Annotated in this window: 23 protein-coding genes and 1 tRNA gene; 8 read left to right on the forward strand and 16 right to left on the reverse strand. The window is 65.5% G+C overall.

The genetic code is table 11. The annotated features are described in order from the left end of the window. Window positions 1-191 precede the first annotated feature (191 nt). A complete protein-coding gene (locus tag KVS69_RS15905) occupies window positions 192-665 on the reverse strand; it encodes a hypothetical protein (protein WP_217538896.1) in 474 nt (157 codons plus the stop codon). A gap of 236 nt (window positions 666-901) precedes the next feature. Between KVS69_RS15905 and KVS69_RS15910 the strand changes: the two genes are divergently transcribed. The 3 genes from KVS69_RS15910 (at window position 902) to KVS69_RS15920 (ending at window position 2,998) form a co-directional block, all read left to right on the forward strand. Continuing rightward, window positions 902-1,444, forward strand: coding sequence for a GNAT family N-acetyltransferase (locus KVS69_RS15910; protein WP_345776818.1), 543 nt, complete (start codon window positions 902-904; stop codon window positions 1,442-1,444). Window positions 1,445-1,601: 157 nt separating this feature from the next. Beyond that, window positions 1,602-2,606, forward strand: a complete 1,005-nt coding sequence (locus tag KVS69_RS15915) for an HWE histidine kinase domain-containing protein (protein ID WP_217538916.1) — start codon at window positions 1,602-1,604, stop codon at window positions 2,604-2,606. Continuing rightward, window positions 2,603-2,998, forward strand: coding sequence for a response regulator (locus KVS69_RS15920; RefSeq protein ID WP_184126548.1), 396 nt, complete (start codon window positions 2,603-2,605; stop codon window positions 2,996-2,998). The genes KVS69_RS15915 and KVS69_RS15920 overlap by 4 nt, the downstream gene beginning before the upstream one ends. 16 nt (window positions 2,999-3,014) lie before the next feature. On the opposite strand, the gene KVS69_RS21280 is transcribed toward KVS69_RS15920, so the two are convergent. Next, entirely contained in the window at window positions 3,015-3,146 is a 132-nt protein-coding gene (locus tag KVS69_RS21280) for a hypothetical protein (protein ID WP_255220457.1), read from the reverse strand. Window positions 3,147-3,429: 283 nt separating this feature from the next. Between KVS69_RS21280 and KVS69_RS15925 the strand changes: the two genes are divergently transcribed. Continuing rightward, window positions 3,430-3,603, forward strand: a complete 174-nt coding sequence (locus KVS69_RS15925) for a DUF1328 domain-containing protein (protein ID WP_068853344.1) — start codon at window positions 3,430-3,432, stop codon at window positions 3,601-3,603. Between the two features lie 67 nt (window positions 3,604-3,670). On the opposite strand, the gene KVS69_RS15930 is transcribed toward KVS69_RS15925, so the two are convergent. The 5 genes from KVS69_RS15930 to KVS69_RS15950 all read right to left on the reverse strand — a co-directional run bounded on the left by KVS69_RS15930 (window position 3,671) and on the right by KVS69_RS15950 (window position 6,521). Beyond that, window positions 3,671-4,441: a transporter gene (locus KVS69_RS15930; protein ID WP_217538897.1), complete on the reverse strand. Its 771-nt coding sequence runs from the start codon at window positions 4,439-4,441 to the stop codon at window positions 3,671-3,673. Window positions 4,442-4,515: 74 nt separating this feature from the next. Then, entirely contained in the window at window positions 4,516-4,998 is a 483-nt protein-coding gene (locus tag KVS69_RS15935; RefSeq protein WP_217538898.1) for a hypothetical protein, read from the reverse strand. A gap of 97 nt (window positions 4,999-5,095) precedes the next feature. Then, complete coding sequence (locus KVS69_RS15940; RefSeq protein ID WP_217538899.1) at window positions 5,096-5,518, reverse strand: hypothetical protein; 423 nt, start codon at window positions 5,516-5,518, stop codon at window positions 5,096-5,098. Next, window positions 5,515-5,742 (reverse strand): hypothetical protein, encoded by a 228-nt coding sequence (locus KVS69_RS15945; RefSeq protein WP_217538900.1) that lies wholly within the window; start codon window positions 5,740-5,742, stop codon window positions 5,515-5,517. The genes KVS69_RS15940 and KVS69_RS15945 overlap by 4 nt, the downstream gene beginning before the upstream one ends. A gap of 2 nt (window positions 5,743-5,744) precedes the next feature. Continuing rightward, on the reverse strand, window positions 5,745-6,521 hold the full coding sequence (locus KVS69_RS15950; protein WP_217538901.1) for a MipA/OmpV family protein: 777 nt from the start codon (window positions 6,519-6,521) through the stop codon (window positions 5,745-5,747). 116 nt (window positions 6,522-6,637) lie between these two features. Between KVS69_RS15950 and KVS69_RS15955 the strand changes: the two genes are divergently transcribed. From KVS69_RS15955 to KVS69_RS15970, 4 genes are all read left to right on the forward strand, one after another. Beyond that, window positions 6,638-7,312, forward strand: coding sequence for a response regulator transcription factor (locus tag KVS69_RS15955; RefSeq protein WP_217538902.1), 675 nt, complete (start codon window positions 6,638-6,640; stop codon window positions 7,310-7,312). Further along, window positions 7,309-8,643, forward strand: coding sequence for a HAMP domain-containing sensor histidine kinase (locus KVS69_RS15960; protein ID WP_217538903.1), 1,335 nt, complete (start codon window positions 7,309-7,311; stop codon window positions 8,641-8,643). The genes KVS69_RS15955 and KVS69_RS15960 overlap by 4 nt, the downstream gene beginning before the upstream one ends. A gap of 110 nt (window positions 8,644-8,753) precedes the next feature. Then, window positions 8,754-8,957 carry a hypothetical protein gene (locus KVS69_RS15965; RefSeq protein WP_068853328.1) on the forward strand — a complete coding sequence of 68 codons (204 nt, stop codon included), beginning with the start codon at window positions 8,754-8,756 and terminating at the stop codon, window positions 8,955-8,957. 142 nt (window positions 8,958-9,099) lie between these two features. Further along, complete coding sequence (locus KVS69_RS15970) at window positions 9,100-9,645, forward strand: DUF3011 domain-containing protein (RefSeq protein WP_184126555.1); 546 nt, start codon at window positions 9,100-9,102, stop codon at window positions 9,643-9,645. 30 nt (window positions 9,646-9,675) lie between these two features. On the opposite strand, the gene dxs is transcribed toward KVS69_RS15970, so the two are convergent. The 9 genes from dxs to KVS69_RS21125 form a co-directional block, all read right to left on the reverse strand. Continuing rightward, a complete protein-coding gene (gene dxs, locus KVS69_RS15975) occupies window positions 9,676-11,574 on the reverse strand; it encodes a 1-deoxy-D-xylulose-5-phosphate synthase (RefSeq protein ID WP_068853324.1) in 1,899 nt (632 codons plus the stop codon). Between the two features lie 115 nt (window positions 11,575-11,689). Beyond that, window positions 11,690-12,349: an HNH endonuclease gene (locus KVS69_RS15980; protein WP_217538904.1), complete on the reverse strand. Its 660-nt coding sequence runs from the start codon at window positions 12,347-12,349 to the stop codon at window positions 11,690-11,692. Between the two features lie 96 nt (window positions 12,350-12,445). Beyond that, window positions 12,446-14,236 carry an acyl-CoA dehydrogenase C-terminal domain-containing protein gene (locus tag KVS69_RS15985; protein ID WP_217538905.1) on the reverse strand — a complete coding sequence of 597 codons (1,791 nt, stop codon included), beginning with the start codon at window positions 14,234-14,236 and terminating at the stop codon, window positions 12,446-12,448. A 48-nt stretch (window positions 14,237-14,284) separates the two neighbouring features. Further along, the gene (locus KVS69_RS15990) at window positions 14,285-14,770 is read right to left on the reverse strand and encodes an LEA type 2 family protein (RefSeq protein WP_217538907.1); all 486 of its coding nucleotides are present in this window, start codon (window positions 14,768-14,770) and stop codon (window positions 14,285-14,287) included. A gap of 179 nt (window positions 14,771-14,949) precedes the next feature. After that, window positions 14,950-15,489, reverse strand: coding sequence for a lipocalin family protein (locus KVS69_RS15995; protein ID WP_217538908.1), 540 nt, complete (start codon window positions 15,487-15,489; stop codon window positions 14,950-14,952). Window positions 15,490-15,566: 77 nt separating this feature from the next. Beyond that, window positions 15,567-16,034: a hypothetical protein gene (locus tag KVS69_RS16000; RefSeq protein ID WP_095362843.1), complete on the reverse strand. Its 468-nt coding sequence runs from the start codon at window positions 16,032-16,034 to the stop codon at window positions 15,567-15,569. Window positions 16,035-16,144: 110 nt separating this feature from the next. Further along, a tRNA-Phe gene (locus tag KVS69_RS16005) sits at window positions 16,145-16,300 on the reverse strand. Continuing rightward, entirely contained in the window at window positions 16,286-17,389 is a 1,104-nt protein-coding gene (locus KVS69_RS16010; protein ID WP_254622231.1) for a site-specific integrase, read from the reverse strand. Before KVS69_RS16010 ends, KVS69_RS16005 begins: the two co-directional genes overlap by 15 nt. Before the next feature lie 180 nt (window positions 17,390-17,569). Beyond that, on the reverse strand, window positions 17,570-17,893 hold the full coding sequence (locus KVS69_RS21125; RefSeq protein ID WP_345776819.1) for a hypothetical protein: 324 nt from the start codon (window positions 17,891-17,893) through the stop codon (window positions 17,570-17,572). Window positions 17,894-18,212 lie beyond the last annotated feature (319 nt).

Here is an 18,212-nt window from a genome sequence, read left to right on the forward strand (position 1 = left end):
GGAATGGGAGTTCTGTGGAGTCTTGGTTGATGAGAGCTTTCCCGTCATCGATTCCGGCGCCGCATCCATCGCGTTCATCCCCAACTTGCTGGAGTCAAGCAGCGCCAATGTTGCCTGAGGATGGCAGTTGGACGTGATTGAACTGGAAATGAAAAAGGCCCATTGAGGGCCTTTTTCTTGCGCGTGTGGTTCTAGTGAGTTGTTGGCGGGGTGCCCGTGTCTGTGTCGACCGGCGCCAGCGGTTCTTCATCGATATCCACGATGGCGATCAGTGCGAGGAGATTCTTGACCGGCATGTCCTCAACCGTGCCAGGGCAGCGTTCGAGCACATCGATCAGCTCCAGCAGTTCGATGATTCGCAGATCGTAGATACGAAACAGCTTGCGTATGACGCCAAACAAGTCGTGTCGAGAGGGGTCGTGCTGGCCGATCATGCGTTTGACGAAGTTGCCCGCAGCAGGGGAGCTTCCGCAGCGGGTCTCAGCGAGGGCCTGCATGATCTCGCCGATAGTCAGCGAATCGAGCGGTCGCGCGGTGGCAGCCAGGCGCTTCTCGAGGTCGACCCATGCCGAACTGTTCCATTCCAGCGAGTCGGAGATATCGCCGAAGTAGTGAGCGAGGTGGACGGTGACGCGGGTCGGGGCTGCGAGGGAGTCATTGGACATTGCGGAATTCCTCAGGAGAAGTGAGATCCACCGCCCTGCGGAATGCCGATGGGCGCTGGTGCGCCTTTGGCTTCGGAACGCCAATTCCGGCCGCCGGATGTGCGGCGACGGACGGATGCTGCGTGTGATCAGGCAGGCCGTCAATGGCTGGGGCGACGAACTGTGCGGTAGGAACCCTTTCCTTGATCAAACTGTGTCTCAGGACGCGCTTGGGTTGTGCGCCGGGTGCATTCTGTGTGGGCGCGCTGCACTGGCTGCGTCGCGCCAGCTACCATCCAGATGTCAGTTTGAAACCGGTTTTCATGGAGGACACCCCAATGGCGGTGCGGCGACTAAGAGCCACAGATCTGGAGCAGGCCAGTGCGGTGTGCATGGCGTCCTTCATGGAGGCGGTGGCGCCGTCGCTGTCGGCGCTGGGGATTGAGACCTTTACCGGCATCGTGTCGATGAATGGGTTCGCCGACCGCATGTCCGATGACAACGATATGTTTGTCTTCGAGACCGCAGGGCGGGTTGTCGGGGTGGCCGAGCTGATGGGCGGCCAGCACGTGGCGACGCTGTTCGTGGCGCCGGGGTGGCAGGGGCAGGGGGTTGGGCGGGCGCTGATGGCGGCGCTGCTGGAGTGCGCGCGGGGCGAGGTTGTTACGGTGCGGGCGTCGTTGAGCTCGGTGCCGGCTTATGAGCGGTTTGGGTTCCGGATTGCGGGGGAGGTGGGGGAGTATCTGGGGCTGGTGTATCAGCCGATGGAATGTGTGCTTGCTGAGGGGCTAGCGGACTAACAGTCCGCTCTACCGGGACTAATGGTCCGCTCTACCGGGACTGACAGTCCGCTCTACCGGGCGCGTCTGCCGCCTTCGCTCACAAAGCGCTAACGTGATCCCACTTTCACGCGGCCGCCCCTATGCTTCCCCTAAATGAACAGGGCTTTCTCCCGTGCTGCAGGAACAGGAAGACAACAGCGCCAAGTGGCGGATCTACGAAGCCCTTCTGCAGGCAACTCCGGATCTGTCCTACGTCTTTGACCTGGAGCACCGCTTCATCTACGCCAACAAGGCGCTGCTGAACATGTGGGGCATGACCTGGGATGAGGCGATGGGCAAGACCTGCCTGGAGATCGGCTACGAGCCCTGGCATGCGGCGATGCACGATGCGGAAATCGATCGGGTGATCGCTACCAAGCTGCCCATCCGCGGTGATGTGCCTTTTCCGCACGCCACCGAGGGGGTGCGCATCTATGACTACATCTTTACCCCGGTCATTGGTCCCGATGGCGAAGTGGAGGCCATTGCCGGCAGTACCCGTGATGTGACCGAGCGCAAGCGCCACGAGCAGCACCTGCAGCTGCTCATCAACGAGCTCAACCACCGGGTAAAGAACTCGCTGGCCATGGTGCAGTCCATCACCCGCCAGACCTTCCGCAACGCGCAGAACATCGTCGACGCTGGCGAGAAGATCGAAGAGCGCCTGCTGGCCTTGGCCGGAGCGCACGATGTGCTGACCCGGGAAAACTGGCACAGCGCCGATATCCATGATCTGGTCCAGGCCACGGCCGACCTGCACGGCGAAGGTGGACAGCGCTTCGATATCCAGGGCGAACCCGTTCGGCTCGATCCCCGCCGTTCCCTGGCGCTGGCCATGGCGCTGCATGAGCTGGGCACCAACGCGGTCAAGCACGGTGCGCTGTCCGGGCCCGATGGCCGTGTGCGGGTGGAGTGGGGGCAGCGTCAGGTCGATGGGGAGGACGTGATCGAACTGGAGTGGCAGGAGCGCGATGGCCCCCCGGTGCAGCCGCCGGCGCAGCGCGGGTTCGGCTCGCGGTTGCTCGAGCGCGGCCTCAAGCATGATCTGGGCGGCGATGCGGAGCTCACGTTCGAGCCCGAAGGCCTGCGTTATCGGGTATCGATACCGCACGGCGATGACGCGGTCCAGGTGCACCTGTGAGCCCGCGCGTCCTGGTAGTCGAAGACGAATCGCTCATCGCGATGCTTGTCGAGGACGGGCTGGAGACGCTGGGCTACGAAGTGGTGGGTCCGGTGGGCACCGTCGATGCCGCGCTGCGGATCGTGGAGCAGACGCCCTTTGACCTGGCGCTGCTGGACATCAATCTGGGCGGGAAGCAGTCGTTCCCGATCGCCGAGGCACTGGAGTCGCGCGGCATTCCGTACGTTTTCCTGACCGGCTATGACAGGTCCAGCCTTCCGCTGGCGTTCCAGCATCGGTTCGGGTTGCAGAAGCCGTTCCGGATGTCAGCCTTGCAACAGGCGCTGGAGAATCTGCAGGGAAGCAAGCGTGGCGGCAACGCGCCTGCCCATCGCCCCACACTGGGCCAGTGATGACGGCGCGGCGAAATCAGCCGACGGCGCGAATCACTTCTTCAATCAGCACGACGTAGCAGGCCACGAAGTAGACCTTGAGCAGGGCGGGATGCTGCTTGGTGACGAATGCGCGCATGGCATTGATGACGTAGTGGGACGTCAGCATTGTGACCAGCCGGTGAAATTGAGGCAACGGTCACACATTCAGTGCGGTGATGAGAGGCTGCGTGAGCGAGCTTAAAAATCAATAACTTGCGATGGAAGGGTCCGAAAAGCTCTTTACCGTTCGTCGGAAAACTCCTACAAGTGCGGCTGAATACGTAGCGGACGTCTTCACCTGCGAGGTAGCGATTTCACGCCGTTCACGCGCCCCATTCACTATTGCGGCACGCGCCAATCGCTAGCGTGGAGTCCTGTCAGTCAACCCGCATTCCGGGCAAAGGAACAACATGATCAAGTGGGCCATCATCTTCGCCATCATCGGCCTCATCGCCGGCGCACTCGGCTTTGCCGGCATCGGCGGCGCCGCCATTGGCGTGGCCAAGTTCCTGTTCTGGGCCGGCATCATCATCGCCGTCATCCTGTTCCTGCTGGGCATGACGGTCGCCAAGAAGGTGACCTGACCCCCAGGGTCGTAACGTGTAACACCGCCGAAGAAGCCTGCGCAGCGATGCGCAGGCTTTTTTTGGTTCACTCGAAATAGAACGAAACGCCCAGCCCCGCCTGTACATCGGGGCTGTTGCTGTCCAGACCGAGGTCGAAGGACGCGTCCAGCTGCACGCGTCGGGCCGCCATCCACGTCACACCTGCACCGGCCACCGAGGTCGAGGATTCGCCCCGGGTGTGTGTGAAACCGGCCTCGATGTAGGTGCTCACGGTGTCGCTTACGGCCAGGCTGAGGCTGGGCGACCAGGTGAACTCGTCCTCGCCCGCTCCGCGCGTGGCATTGGCATACAGCGCGCCGCTCCACTGGTCGTTGAAGGTGTATTCGTAGCTGGCGCCGAGGTTGTACTGGGTGCCGCCTTCGCTGAAGTCGCGTGAGCCGGTATCGAAGCTGGTGCTGGCCAGCAGTGCGACAGCATGGGTGTCTGAATCGAGGGGAAGGGCGAACTTCAGCGCCAGGCCGCTGTCGCCTGCGCCACGCGTCGTGGTGGAGGGCGCATTGCGCGGGGCTTCGCGCAGGCGGTTCCAGGGGCTCCCGAACGCCTGCAGTTCCAGGTTGGCGCCCAGGCCCGCGCGCAGCAGCAGGTCGGTGCCGTATTGCGTGGTGCGCGTGCCGTCGTCATCGCGGTCGCGTTCGTAGCTGGGCAGCCCCAGTTCCAGTGCGGCGCCGCCGCGCGGCAGCACCGATGCGGAGAAACCCAACCCCGGGCGGTCGAACGCCGGTGTTTCCGCCTCGTCCTGCTGCGCCCACGCAGGCGCGGCCAGCGCCAGCAACACCACCGCCATCACACCACGCATCGCCACACCTGCTGTTGGGAAACAGCTGCAGCCTACTGAGGCGCCGGCAACGCGCCGTGAGGATGTCGCGGCGGTCAGTCGGTAGCGCGGCCGTCATCCTGGCCTGCGTCTTTCTCACGGCGAGCATCGTCATCGCTGTCATCCAGGCCTTGCCGCATGTGGCGCTGGCCGGGCAGGTCCGCCGACAGGACGCGTGAGGGTTCGGCGACCAATGGGCTGCGGCTTTGCGCATGCACGCGCGACAGGGGCGTGCGCGGATCGGGCAGCACCCAGAAACCATTGCTCAGTTCCGGCCGGCGTGCCACCTCGTGGTCCAACGGCGGGGTGGGGTCTTCCTCTTCCGGATCAAACCACTGCAGGTCCTGTCGCCTGCCGCCTTCTTCATGCTCATGGTCGTGCGCGCTGTCGCGGTCGTCCGCGGCCGAAGGCGTCATCGCATCCAACGCGTCGGCGGCTTCCTGCCAGCCCGGCGCATCGGCGCCTACCGCCTCGGCGAGCGGGGTGGGCGATTCAATGCGCGGTGGGAACGGCGGTGGGATATCGGAAGGAACTCGCATGGGCAGTGCGTCCGCTGCGCTGGAAGGGAAACCGGACAGTGATCCCGCCCACGCCGGTTTTCAACGCAACAAGTCGCAAACTACCCCACCGCGCGGGCTACGCCGGGCGGGTCAGCGCCAGCAGGCCTTCCAGCAACCTGGCGGCACGCGGCTGCCCGTCATCGTCGATCGGGCAGGCCATGGACTGCAGCCAGAAGCCGTGCGCGGCGCGGCGCGCGGCGGTGAGGCGGTGGTCGTCGCCTTCGCCGGGGTGGCGCAGCAACTGCTCCTGGATCCACCGCTTCAGGGCCTGGGCGATTTCGGGATCCGGCCGTCCGCGCGGCATACCGGCGCCCGGTTCGGGCGGCAGCAGGCACGCACGGAAAATGGCGGTGACATAGGCGCGGGAAAAGCGTCCATGGCGATCCGGATCCTGTTCGATCAGCGCCTGTACGGCCTGGTCGAACGAGACCAGCGCGGCAACCAGCGCCGGTGCATCTGCAGGGTCTTCAGTGCTCAGCATCGGGAAAGGTCGGCTCATGTGAGGGCCTGCGGTAGTTGCGGCGGCGTGGTGCCCGCCTGCGCGAGCACCCCATGCAGCAGTTCAATCACCCGTTCGCCCTGGCCGTTGCAGGCCAGTTCGAAGGTGGTATGGCCGCCCAGGGCGGCCAGTGGGGCATGCAGGATCCATTGCAGTACCTGGGTGCGGTCCGGCTCGATCTGCAGCGCTACGTTGGCGACACGGCGTACGATCCCTTCGCGCATGGTCAGAATCCGTAAGTGAGCGCCAGCAGCGCGGTATCCATGTGGTCGCCCCGGGTCATCGGGCTGTCCTTCACCGCGCTGGAAAGCAGGGTGCGGCGCAGCGATGCGGTGGCGGTCCAGTGCGCGCCCAGCGGCATCAGCGCGGTGACATCCATGTACGGCGCCACGCCGCTGCCGGCCCTGTAACGCGCCAGGCCGCTGCGCTGCGCTTCCTCGGCACTGATGCCGAAGTAGTAATCGTTGAGCGCGCTGCTTGCGTAGTTCACGCCCACGCCGGGAATCAGCACGACCTTGCCGGTTGGAATCGGGTAGGCGTACTTTGCATCGGCCGCGATGCCGCCGCCGTGGCCGCTCACTTCGGCCAGCACGTTGGCCTGCAGCACGCCCCACGGTGCGGTATGGCGTACGGCGGCACCGGCCATCGCCGAGAGGTTGCGGTTGTCGAGCTGGCGCAGCTGCAGGTCATCGGTGTCCTTGCGCTTGAAGCGCATCACGTGCGGCTGGGCCAGCAGCGAGACTTCGGTTTTCTCGTTGTCGAACAGGGTGTAGCCGATGCTGCCGCCACGGAAATGGAACTTCCTGCCTTCGTAATTGATGACCGGTACGGGCAGCACGTCGGTGTCATAGCCGGCGTAGGGAGATTTCTGCGCTACCACGGCCAATCCCAGGCTGCTGCGGGGTCTTTCGCCGGGGGCGGCCTGGGCCAGCACGCTGCCGCTGGCCAGCAGGCCCAGCAGGGTGATGCCTGCCGTTGCTGCCTTCCGTGAACCGATCTGCATGGGTACTGCTCCTGGGGGACGATCAAACGCCCATGATGTCCCCCGGACATTGTGGGAACGTTGCGCCGGCCAGCGCGGTACCATCGGCGCCCATCCCCCCTGTTGCCCGTATTGCCATGCGCATCCTGCTGCTCGAAGACGACCCCGAACTGGCAGGCGCCATCCAGGCCAGCCTGGGCCGGCATGGCATGGTGGTGGACCTGGTGGTGTCGATGGCGCAGGCCGCCGAAGCGCTGAAATCCGGCGTACACCAGGTGCTGCTGCTGGACCGGCAGCTGCCCGATGGCGATGGCGCCAATTTCGTGCGGGTGGCACGCAGCCACGTTCCCAACCTGCCGGTGATCATGCTCACCGCGCGCGATTCGGTGGCCGACCGCGTGGTCGGGCTGGATGTGGGCGCCGACGATTACCTGACCAAACCGTTCGCGGTGGAAGAGCTGCTGGCGCGGATCCGCGCGATTTCGCGGCGGCCGGCGCAGATCACCCTGCCGGTGCTGGCGCTGGGGCGGCTGCAGTTTGATTTCGTGGCACGCCAGGCCAGCGTGGCCGGTGCGCTGCTGGCACTGCCGCGCCGCCAGCTGCTGGTGCTGGAAGCACTCGCGCTGCGCCAGGGCCGCACGGTGGCGCGCGCGGCGCTGCAGGAAGCGGTGTATGGCTTCGATGATGAGATCCAGTCCAACGCGCTCGATGCACACGTTTCCAAGCTGCGCCGCGCGCTGGCCGATGCCGATGCGCAGGTGGAAATCCACGTGATGCGCGGCATCGGCTACCTGCTCAAGGAAACGGCATGAAATTCCTCAAACCCGGCTCGCTGTCCTTCAGCCTGGCCTGGAAGATCTGCCTGATCCAGATGACCATGGTGGCGGTGGGCCTGACCGGCATGGTGTTGATGTACGGCGACCGTGGCGCGGCGTATATCGACTGGAAAACCAGCCAATCGGTGGCCGAGGCGATCCATGTGGAGGGCGATGCGCTGCGCGTGGATTGGGATGCGGTCAACGAAGCGGTACCTGACCGCCCGGCTACGTTCTGGTTTGCCGCCGCCGATGAGCAGGGCCGGACGCTGGAGCAGGGCAACGTACCGGCCGCGTTCCGCCCACTCGTGCAGCAGCTGCAGCACGTGGAGCCCACCGATGTGCGCACGCGCACGCACGGGGTGGAGCTGGCGATGCGGGTGTGGGTGACCGAGCCCGATGGCGGCCGCATCCACGTGATGCTGGGCGGCATTCCGCATCGCGGCCTGTGGCGGCAGATGCTGGTGGTGATCGGCTACCTGGGCGGCTGGATCACCCTGCCGCTGATCGTGATCACGCTGGTGGTGGCGCCGTGGGCAATTCATCGCTCGCTGCGCGGGGTGAACCGGGTGGCGGCGCAGGCCGCGGCGATCCAGATCACCGAACGCGGGCGCGGCCTGGATACCCACGCCGTACCGCGCGAGATCGTACCGCTGGTGGATGCATTCAATGCAGCCGTGCGGCGCATTGGCGAGAGCTACGATGCGCAGGATCGCTTCCTGGTGGGCGCGGCGCATGAGCTGCGCATGCCCATTGCGATCCTGGCCACGCGCATTGCCGACCTGCCGCCGGGGCAGGTGCGTCCGCGCCTGCAGCGCGACTTGGGCCGGCTGAGCAACATCGCCGAACAGCTGCTGGACCTGCAGCGGCTGGATCACCACCGCAGCCAGCACCAGCGCATCGACCTGACCGCGTTGACCGGCGAGGTCGCCGCCGATGTGGCGCCACTTCTGATCGATGCCGGCTACGAATTCGCAGTGGAGGCACCGGAGGCGCCGGTGTGGGTGCTGGGCGATCCCGATGCGCTGCACCGGGTGATCAGCGGGCTGCTGCAGAACGCCATCGCCCATGGCGGCGGGCGTGGCCTGGTGGTGGTGGAGCTGCAGGCCGGCGGGGTGCTGTCGGTGAGTGACGAGGGCGATGGCGTGCCCGAGCAGGCCCGGCAATCGATCTTCGAACCGTTCCACCGGCTGCGCCCCAGTGGCAGCGGCAGCGGGCTGGGGCTGTACCTGGCGCGCGAGATCATGCTGCGCCACGGCGGCAGCATCGTGGCCGAAGAGGCGGCCAGCGGCGGTGCACGGTTTGTGATGACCTTGCCGGTGGTATAGGGAAAGTGCGGTGCCGGGTATAGGGCGGATACCAATATCAGACTAATCCGATAGTTCGGTATCGGCTTCAGCCGTATGGTGCGGGTCAGGGATAACCCCCGGAGTGCACCATGAACATTACCGTGAAGCACGCTGACCACCGCTGGTGCGTTCTTGACCCCAGCCGCAATGAAGCCGCCGCCTTCGCCGAAGGCGCGGTGGCCTTCGATTTCGCCGACAACCTGGCACGTGAGCAGCACGCGGAAACCGGGCGCAGCGTTGGCGTGCGGGTGGAAGTGGAAGACGCGTTTGTCGATGTGGTCCGCTACGGCTGAGCGCCGGAACCGGTCAGCTGCGCGTTGGCTAGTTGAATCGACCCTGAAATCAGCGACCTTCGGCCTATAGGCGAAGGGCCTCGCTTGCCTGATCCTGTGCCTATTCACAAACCGGATCGAGGCAGGCATGAGGAACAACGCGATGGCGAACGGAACGCACAAGTGGGTGTGGGCGCTGCTGCCGGCGCTGCTGGCTGCAGGCGCTGCCGCCCAAGCGCAGCAGTACGACCGTTACCGTGACGATGGCTACAACGATGGCCCGGTGCGCTGCGAATCGATCAAGGGCCGCACCCAGCAGTGCCCGATTGAGGGCCGCGCGCGGCTGGTGCGCCAGCTGTCGGGAACCCAGTGCATCGAGGGCGACAACTGGGGCCAGGCACGCAACGGCGTGTGGGTCACCCGGGGGTGCCGCGCGGAGTTCGTGGCCGAAGGCCGGCGGCCTTCGCATGGCAATGGCAACGGCTGGGGCAACAACGGCGGTGGCTGGGGCAATGGTGGGCGCGGCCAGGTGATCAGCTGCGATTCCAACGACAACCGCATGCGCCGTTGCAACGTCAGCATCCGCCGCGAGGCCCGGCTGATCCGCCAGACCTCACGCAGTGCCTGCGTGGAAGGCCGCACCTGGGGCTGGAACCGCGATGGCGTCTGGGTCAACGGCGGTTGCCGCGCGGAATTCGAAATCCGGTAAGGGCGTAACGCTTCCGCGCGGGATTTGGGGTCAGGCGCTCAGCGCCTGACTGCCCAGATTCGGCCAACGCTTCAACACGGCGGCACGGATACCCGCGGCATCAATCCCCGCTTCGGCCAGCAGGTCTTCGCGGCTGGCATGGTGCTGGAAGCTGTCCGGCAGGCCCAGGTGCAGGAACGGGCGCAGCACGTCTTCTGCATTGAGCAGCTCGGCCACGCCGGACCCGGCGCCACCGGCCACCACGTTGTCTTCGATGGTCACGAAGCCCTGATGGGTCTTGGCCAGCTCCAGCAGCAGCGCGCGGTCCAGCGGCTTGATGAAACGCATGTTGACCACGCTCAGGCCCAGCTCGCGGCCCACCGCTTCGGCGGCCGGCACGGTGCTGCCAAACGCCAGCAGCGCGATGCGGCTGCCCTGCACGCGCAGGTCGGCCTTGCCGATCTCCAACGTGGACAGATCGTTGCCGGCGTCCACGCCGGTGCCGCTGCCACGCGGGTAGCGCACGGCGGCCGGGCCGTCGTACTGCAGGCCGGTGCTGAGCATCTGCCGGCATTCGGCTTCGTCGGCCGGGGCCATCACCACCATGTGCGGCACGCAGCGCAGGAAGCTCAGGTCCAGGTTGCCCGCATGGGTGGCACCGTCCGGGCCAACCACGCCGGCGCGGTCGATGGCGAACAGCACATCCAGCTTCTGAACGGCCACGTCATGCACGAGCTGATCGTAGGCGCGCTGCAGGAACGTGGAGTAGATCGCTACCACCGGCTTGGCGCCCTGGGTGGCCATGCCCGCGGCCAGCGTGACCGCGTGCTGCTCGGCAATGGCCACGTCGTGGTAGCGCTCCGGGTATTCCTTGCTGAAACGCACCAGGCCAGAGCCTTCGCGCATGGCCGGGGTGATGCCCAGCAGGCGCGGTTCGGCGGCGGCGGCATCGCACAGCCAGTCGCTGAACACATCGGTGTAGGTGGGCTTCTTGGCGCCGCCCTTGGCGATCAGGCCCTTGTCCGGGTCGAACGGGCCCACCGCGTGGTAACCGATCTGGTCACCCTCGGCGCGCTCGTAGCCCTTGCCCTTGGTGGTCATCACGTGCAGCAGCTTCAGGCCCTTCAGGCCCTTGAGCGTCTTCAGCGTGGCCACCAGCGCGGGCACGTCGTGGCCATCGATGGGGCCGGTGTAATGGAAGCCCATTTCCTCGAAGAAGGTGGACGGCACGAACATGCCCTTCCAGTGTTCTTCCCAGCGCTTGACGAAGCGCGCCGACGGGGATTTCTTCTTGTCGCCCAGGATCCGCTTGCCGCCTTCGCGCAGGGCATTGAGCGTGCGGCTGCCGGTGGCCCTGCCGAGCATCTTGGTCAGCCCGCCCACGGCTTCGGAGATCGACATGTTGTTGTCGTTGAGGATCACCAGCAGGTTCGGTTCCTGCTCCATGCCACCGGCATGGTTGAGTGCCTCGTAGGCCATGCCGGCGGTCATCGCGCCATCGCCGATCACCGCCACCACCTTGCGGTCGTCGCCTTCAAGCTGGCGCGCGATCGCCATGCCCAGCGCCGCCGAGATGGAGGTGGAGGAATGGCCGACCCCGAAGGTGTCGTACTCGCTTTCCTCGCGCTTGGGGAACGGCGCCACGCCATCCTTCTGCTTGACGGTGTGGATCTCGTCGCGGCGGCCGGTCAGGATCTTGTGCGGGTAGGTCTGGTGGCCCACGTCCCACACCAGCTGGTCGACCGGGGTCTGGTACAGGTAGTGCAGGGCCACGGTGAGTTCGATCACGCCCAGGCCGGCGCCGAAATGGCCGCCACTCTTGCCTACCGATTCGATCAGGTAGGCACGCAGTTCATCCGCGATGGCGGGCAGTTCGGATTCTTCGAACCTGCGCAGGTCATCCGGGTTCTGGATGCGCGACAGGCGGGGATAGCGTGCGGAATCGATCATTTTTATCGCGCTTCTTCTCAAGCGCCTATTTTCGCCCCCAAACCGGGGTGGGGCAAGCAAACCGCTCCGCCGGTGAGCAAAGGGTGAGGGTTTCCTGCGACAACGTGTCGCAGGTTCAGGCGGCGAGCTTGGAGCGTTTGGGCAGCTGCGCCTTCAGGAACGCCATCTGGTCGGCCAGGATGTTGCGGTTGGAGAGGATCATGTGTTCGATCCAGCTGGGCCGGTAAGGCACGGCCAGCAAGGGCATGCCGGCCTGCTGCGGGGTGCGGTCGCTCTTGCGCGAGTTGCAGTGGAAGCAGGCGCTGACCACGTTTTCCCACACGTCCAGGCCGCCCTTGGACAGCGGCATGACGTGGTCGCGGGTCAGCTGCGGGCGGTGGAACTGTTGGCCGCAGTACAGGCACAGGTGCGCATCGCGCGCGAACAGCGCCTGGTTGGACAGGTTCGGGGTGGGATCGATGGCACGGGAACGGGCGTGGCCGCGCGCGGCGATGATCGGGTGCAGGTCAACCCCGCTCTGCAGGCCGGTCAGGCGGTTGATGCCACCGTGGATGTGCAGGCAGGGATCACCCAGGGTCCAGGCAACGGCATCGCGCGAGTAGAGGCAGGCGGCGTCCTGCCAGTTGATCCAGTCCAGTACGCGTCCATGGGCGTCCAGGGACAATAACCGGACGCTGCCGGGCCGATGCAGGGAAACGATCGGCGATACCTCGGCGACCGGGGCGGGCGAGGCTCCGGTATCGATCAGACCTAAGCTCGTAGTGTCTGTCTCCATCGGGAAAACAGCTTATACCGGATTCGTTGCAATTTGGGTATGGGCGCGAGCGTCCCTACCCACGCCCCCTTGATCATCAAGGGGGCGTTCGGGCCTTCACTCCCCGAAACGGGCGTCTTCCATGGCCATGAGCGATTCCGCGCCGGCCTGGATTGCTGCCGCATGGCTGAGCGTGCGCGGCAGCATGCGGGCGAAGTAGAAGCGGGCGGTTTCGCGCTTGGCCTGCTTGAAGGCCTCGCTCTGCGAGGACGCATCCGCGGCGGCCACGCTGCGGGCCCACCAGTACGCCAGCACCACGTAGCCGGAATAGAACAGGTAATCGAAGCTGGCCGCGCCCAGTTCGTCCGGGTTGGTGGCCGCGCGCTGCAGCGTCGCCATGGTCAACTGGCCCCATTCCTGGGCCTTGGCGCGCAGCGGGGCGATGAACTCGGCCAGCGCTTCGTTGCCTTCGTTGGCCTTGGCGAAGGCCTCGATCTCGGCCAGCATCAGCTTCAGCCCGGCGCCCTGGCTGGCGGCGGTCTTGCGGCCGATCAGGTCCAGCGCCTGGATGCCGGTGGTGCCTTCATACAGCGTGGTGATGCGTGCATCGCGGGCCAGCTGCTCCATGCCGTGCTCGTGGATGTAGCCGTGGCCACCGAAGCACTGCAGGGCGTTGTAGGTGTTCTCGATGCCCCATTCGGTCTGGCAGGCCTTGGAGATCGGGGTGAGGAAGCTCACCAGGGTCTCGGCGCGCTCGCGTTCGCCGGCATCGTCGGCGTGGTGGGCCACGTCGATCAGGGTGGCCGCGTGCAGCGCAAGCAGGCGGCTGCCTTCCACCAGCGACTTGATCGAGAGCAGCATGCGGCGCACGTCCGGGTGGACCAGGATCGGGTCGGCCGGCTTGTCCGGGTTCTTCGGGCCGCTCAGCGAACGCGACTGCAGGCGTTCACGCGCGTACTTCAGTGCGTTCTGATACGCGCGCTCGGACAGGCCGATGCCCTGCAGGCCCACGCCCAGGCGCGCGGTGTTCATCATGGTAAACATCGCCTGCAGACCTTTGTGCGGCTGGCCGACCAGGTAGCCTTCGGCGCCGTCGAAGTTCATCACGCAGGTGACCGAGCCCTTGATGCCCATCTTGTGTTCGATCGAGCCGCAGCGCAGCGCGTTGCGCTCGCCGACGTTGCCGTCACGGTCGACCTTGAACTTCGGGGTGACGAACAGCGAAATGCCCTTGGCACCGGCCGGCGCGTCGGGCAGCTTGGCCAGCACCAGGTGCACGATGTTGTCGGTGAGGTCGTGTTCGCCGGCGGTGATGAATATCTTGGTGCCGGTGATGGAATAGCTGCCATCGGCATTGGGTTCGGCCTTGGTCTTGAGCAGGCCCAGGTCGGTGCCGCAATGCGGTTCGGTCAGGCACATGGTGCCGGTCCAGCGGCCCTCGATCAGCGGCTTGAGGAACGCATCCTGCTGCCAGGCTTCGCCGTGCTGCTTGAGCGCTTCCATGGCGCCATGCGAGAGCAGCGGGAAGTTGCCCCACGCCAGGTTGGCGGCGTTGATCATTTCGTTGAGCGGCACGCCCAGCGTGTGCGGCAGGCCCTGGCCGCCCAGTTCGGGGGCTGCGGTGAGGCCGGTCCAGCCGCCATCGACGAACTGCGCGTAGGCCTGCTTGAAGCCGGGCGGGGTGGTTACTTCGCCGCTGGCCTGGTCGAGCACGCAGCCGATTTCATCGCCCACGCTGTTGAGCGGCGCCAGCACGCTGGTGCTGAAGCGGCCGGCTTCTTCCAGCACCGCATCGACCACATCGGTGGTGGCATCGGCGAAACCCAGGCGGGCAAACAGCGGCTCCACCTTCAACACGTCATGCAGGGCGAAGCGGATATCGGAAAGCGGGGCGGTGTAGCTGCTCATCGTCAGGTCTCGATCAGATGCGGGGATCAGGTGGAAGCGGTGGTGGGGTCAGCGCAGCACGCCGGGCAGGCCGGGGGCCTGGTTGAGGGTGCTGCGGCTGTCGATCTCGAAGCTGCGCTGCTTCTTTTCCTGCGGGGTGGCGGCCACGGTGCCCTTGAGCGAATAGCCCAGGGTGCGGTTGCCGGCCAGGGCGTCGGCCACCACGATGCGCGCGGCCGAGGAGGGCTGCAGTTCCACGTTGATGACATCGGCCGAGACGCCGCCGATGGAGATGGCCGGGCGTACGCTCACCTTGCCGGCATCCTGGTCGCCCACCTGCATCTGCAGCTCCACGTTGTCGAAGGTCATGGGCATGGAGCTGAAGTTCTGCAGGCGCAGGGCCAGGGTCCAGTTGCCGTTGGCGCCCACGGTCAGCTGCTGCACGCTGGCAGCCGGCGGCGAGACGCGCTTGACGTTGGTGTTGCAGGCGGTCAGCGCAACGGCGGTGCCGGCCAGCAGGGCAACGGTAAGAACGGTACGGAGGCGGTGGAACATGGGCGCAAATCCTCGTGCAGGTGCCGCGTAGATAAGAGCATACTACGGCGTATGGTAGTTGTGCGGGTGTAGGGGGTGCGGCTACCGGCCGTGGGACGCAGGCCGGTAGGTATCGACCGTTGGTCGATACGCATCCTAAGACAAGCGAAGGTGCATTCAGGTTTCAGGCGCGCCGGCGATCAATCCACCGGGGCCATCACCTTCAGGGGCGCCAGGTCATACCCCATCGCTTCGGCTTTGGCCTTCAGGCTGGCGAACAGCGCGGCATCCATCGTCGGCGAGCGCGACAGGATCCACAGGTACCTGCGGTCCGGGTCACCCACCACCGCCCACTGGTAATCCGGGTCCAGCGCGATCACCCAGTAGTCGGCCCAGACCAGCGGCACCCAGGCCAGCCAGTCCGGCACGAAGCGCACCTGCAACTGGCCCGGTTCACCTTCCACCGGCCGCGCCACGCCCTCGGCTGCAATGCGCTCGCCATCGCCGGTGCGGCAGGCGTTGTGCACGCTGATGCGGCCATCGGCGCGCAGCGCGTAGGTAGCGGTGATGTCGCCCACGCATTTCTTCTGGAACGACACGGGCAGGTGCGCGATTTCATGCCACTGGCCCGCGTAGCGGCCCATGTCCAACGCAGGCACTGAACGCACCGGTTCCACCGCGTGGGTGGTGACGGAGGTCAACAACAGTGCAGCAGCAAACAGGGCAGGGCGAAGGCGCATGGGTGTCTCCCGGCAGGAGGCCCGAGCTTAGGGGGGAGGACGTTGGCGGGTGTAAAGGTTTTGTCAGCCGGTGCTGATCAGGGTGCGAAACGAACGTGGCGCGGGTCGCTTACCTGGAGCTGGGTCTGGAAGTAGTACTTGCCGGAGGGCTTGCCGTCGTGGGTGAACGCGATGGTGGTGCGGCGGGCCGTGCCCTGTACCAGCAGGCGACGGTTGACCAGGTATTCCAGCGGCATGCCCAGCTGCTTCTGCAGTGCTTCGCGTTGCGTGGCATCCAGCGACACGTTCAACGCAAGCTGATGACGGTAGTCGCGTTCGCTGTTGAGGTAGATGCGGTCTTCGGTGACGTCGGTGTTCTTGACTGTGAACACGAAGGTGCCACTGATGCCGCGCTGCGGATCTTCGTTGGCGGCGAACACGGCTTCGGCGGGGGTGATCCAGCCTGGCGTCACCGTCGGCATCGGCGCGTTGGGGGCGGTCATCGCCGTCTGGTGCGCACAACCAACACTGAGCAGCAGCAACGGCAGAAGCAAAGCAACGCGCATGGGACATCCTTGTTCAATGACGGTGTCCGCATTGTGCATGTGCCTGCCTGCAATGCCACTACAGCAATGCAAAAAAAAAGACCTGCATTTCTGCAGGTCTTTTGGATTCATGGTGGCCGAGGACGGAATCGAACCGCCGACACGGGGATTTTCAATCCCATGCACCAGTAGAAAATATCTATTAGATCAAACACTTTAGTAGCCTTACTAATTGCTGCCTGTAGCGCTAAGTGTTTGATCCATAGCGACAGCTATCCCACCCGCCCGTGCAATTTCCGTGCAACTTTTTCGATCCTCTCAGCATCGCTGGCCAGGTGCTCGGGTGAGAGGTGGGCGTAGCGCAGCACAGACTGGTAGGAGCGCCAGCCACCCAGCTCCATGAGGCTCCGCAGGCTGGTGCCGGCCATGACGTGCCAGCTCGCCCAGGTGTGCCGCAGGTCGTGCCAAGCCAGCGGCTCGATCCTTGCCCGGCGCTGGGCGGCGTACCACCCGGTGTTACTTGCCCGGACGTATGGCTGGCTGTTCTTCTCCGCCCCGCTGGGGAACACCCATGGGTTCCCAGCCACCCTCTTCGCGCGCTGCTCCAGCAGGATGTCCATCGCGTTTCGGTTGAGGGGTGCGCCGATGGCCTTCTTCGCCTTTGCCTGCCTCCCCTTGATCCACGCTACCCGCCGGTCCAGGTCCACCTGATCCCACATCAGCCGCAGCACGTTCTGTTCGCGCCAGCCCGTGGCCAGGGCGAACAGGAAGGGTGGCCGCAGGTGGGGTGCCAGCTCGTCGTGGAGCCTCACGGCCTCGGTCTGGGTAAGCCACCGGTAGTCCTCGGCACCGTCCACTTCCTTGATCCGGATGGAGGGCACGGCATCGATCCACCCGCGGCGCTGGGCGTCCTTCAGGATGGACCGGATCAGGGCCATCATCCGGTCTACCGTGGCCTGCGAGGTCGTTTCCTCGGTGAAGGGTTGACCCTCCTTGTCGCGCTGCTTGTTCTTGGGCTCCGCCTTGCGCGCGCTGGATACCATCGCCAGGACATCGGCGTTGATCTCGTCCAGATGCAGGTGGCCAAGGTGCGGTGACAGCCATTTCAGGTTGTGCTGATCCTTCTTGATGCTGCGCTTCGCCTTGTGGTCTTCGAACCAGGCGACGACCGCCTCAGTCCAGAGGCGGCGGGGTTTCTCGCCCAAGCGGGCTACGCGGTACTGCTCCGCGTGGATTTTCGACGCCCACTCGGTAGCGAGCTCACGGTCGACAGTCCCAGAGCTTCTAAATACTTCGCGTCCGTTGGGAGCGGTGAAACGGATCCAGAGGATGCCTTTCTTGCCGCGCGGTTCAAGTCGGTAGGGATGGCGGGCCATTCGGGTTGCTTTGCATCCATGAGATATGCGTCAAGTGCCGCGCGGAGGAACCGCCAGTTGCCGCCGACCTTGCGGCCTGGCGGCCCCTTCCGCTTGCGCATCCAGTTGCGTAGCGTGACGGGGTGGTACTGCAGGTAGGCGGCGGCCGTTTCAAGGTCCATCACGTCCGGCCACAGGACTTCAGCGGCGCCCATGGGCACCTCCGGCCCGCTGGCGCGGCGGTGAGGGCGGGGCTAGGCCGAAATCCAACTGCACTACGTTGTCGGCCGCCGGTCCGGTGATCGCCGGGAGCACCTTCCGGGCGCTACGGGGTGCCCGGTTGACCCGGCGCCATTCGGCCAGGGCAGCGTCCGGCTCCGCGTGCTTGCTGGTAGCCCGGCAGCGGCATTCGACCAGGTGGCCGCCGCCGGCGGCGAGGCCGCGCAGATCGTGGATGTGTCGAGCGCTGTGGCCAGCGGCGCATTTGGGCAGGCCCTCGGGGTGGCTTACTTGGCGCTGGGTCACTGAGGGTTCTCCATGCTGACCGCTTCAGCTCCCAAGCCTTGTGAACCGTCACCGCGGTTGGCAGACTCAGGCTGGGAGTAGAGGCTTTGGTTGAAATGGCAAAAAAGCAGGCACCTGAGTCTTTCCATAGCGTCACGCTTTCGGTTTCCGGATCGGAGCGCCCGTATACGGCGAACATTTGGCGAGGTAGCGCTACGGAGTGGAAATTGCTTTCTGTGGAGGTGCACCGCTGCGGCACCGTGGAAGTGAACATGCCGCCGTTCGGGTCCTGCCGCTCGGTACTCGAACAAGCGGAGAGGGTGGCTATGGATAAGCTGAT

It is taken from the genome of Stenotrophomonas sp. GbtcB23, assembly GCF_019091045.1.
GTDB lineage: Bacteria > Pseudomonadota > Gammaproteobacteria > Xanthomonadales > Xanthomonadaceae > Stenotrophomonas > Stenotrophomonas rhizophila_A.

Excerpts from the sequence above, each read along its gene's own strand:
- KVS69_RS15940 (WP_217538899.1), bottom strand. The coding sequence starts at position 5,518 with ATGAGCCGACCTTTCCCGATGCTGAGCACTGAAGACCCTGCAGATGCA.
- dxs (WP_068853324.1), bottom strand. The coding sequence starts at position 11,574 with ATGATCGATTCCGCACGCTATCCCCGCCTGTCGCGCATCCAGAACCCG.
- KVS69_RS15990 (WP_217538907.1), bottom strand. The coding sequence starts at position 14,770 with ATGTTCCACCGCCTCCGTACCGTTCTTACCGTTGCCCTGCTGGCCGGC.
- KVS69_RS15935 (WP_217538898.1), bottom strand. The coding sequence starts at position 4,998 with ATGCGAGTTCCTTCCGATATCCCACCGCCGTTCCCACCGCGCATTGAA.
- KVS69_RS21280 (WP_255220457.1), bottom strand. The coding sequence starts at position 3,146 with ATGCTGACGTCCCACTACGTCATCAATGCCATGCGCGCATTCGTCACC.
- KVS69_RS16010 (WP_254622231.1), bottom strand. The coding sequence starts at position 17,389 with ATGGCCCGCCATCCCTACCGACTTGAACCGCGCGGCAAGAAAGGCATC.
- KVS69_RS15930 (WP_217538897.1), bottom strand. The coding sequence starts at position 4,441 with ATGCGTGGTGTGATGGCGGTGGTGTTGCTGGCGCTGGCCGCGCCTGCG.
- KVS69_RS15985 (WP_217538905.1), bottom strand. The coding sequence starts at position 14,236 with ATGAGCAGCTACACCGCCCCGCTTTCCGATATCCGCTTCGCCCTGCAT.
- KVS69_RS15950 (WP_217538901.1), bottom strand. The coding sequence starts at position 6,521 with ATGCAGATCGGTTCACGGAAGGCAGCAACGGCAGGCATCACCCTGCTG.
- KVS69_RS15945 (WP_217538900.1), bottom strand. The coding sequence starts at position 5,742 with ATGCGCGAAGGGATCGTACGCCGTGTCGCCAACGTAGCGCTGCAGATC.
- KVS69_RS15970 (WP_184126555.1), top strand. The coding sequence starts at position 9,100 with ATGGCGAACGGAACGCACAAGTGGGTGTGGGCGCTGCTGCCGGCGCTG.
- KVS69_RS15905 (WP_217538896.1), bottom strand. The coding sequence starts at position 665 with ATGTCCAATGACTCCCTCGCAGCCCCGACCCGCGTCACCGTCCACCTC.
- KVS69_RS15980 (WP_217538904.1), bottom strand. The coding sequence starts at position 12,349 with ATGGAGACAGACACTACGAGCTTAGGTCTGATCGATACCGGAGCCTCG.
- KVS69_RS15965 (WP_068853328.1), top strand. The coding sequence starts at position 8,754 with ATGAACATTACCGTGAAGCACGCTGACCACCGCTGGTGCGTTCTTGAC.
- KVS69_RS15995 (WP_217538908.1), bottom strand. The coding sequence starts at position 15,489 with ATGCGCCTTCGCCCTGCCCTGTTTGCTGCTGCACTGTTGTTGACCTCC.
- KVS69_RS15925 (WP_068853344.1), top strand. The coding sequence starts at position 3,430 with ATGATCAAGTGGGCCATCATCTTCGCCATCATCGGCCTCATCGCCGGC.
- KVS69_RS15955 (WP_217538902.1), top strand. The coding sequence starts at position 6,638 with ATGCGCATCCTGCTGCTCGAAGACGACCCCGAACTGGCAGGCGCCATC.
- KVS69_RS15960 (WP_217538903.1), top strand. The coding sequence starts at position 7,309 with ATGAAATTCCTCAAACCCGGCTCGCTGTCCTTCAGCCTGGCCTGGAAG.
- KVS69_RS16000 (WP_095362843.1), bottom strand. The coding sequence starts at position 16,034 with ATGCGCGTTGCTTTGCTTCTGCCGTTGCTGCTGCTCAGTGTTGGTTGT.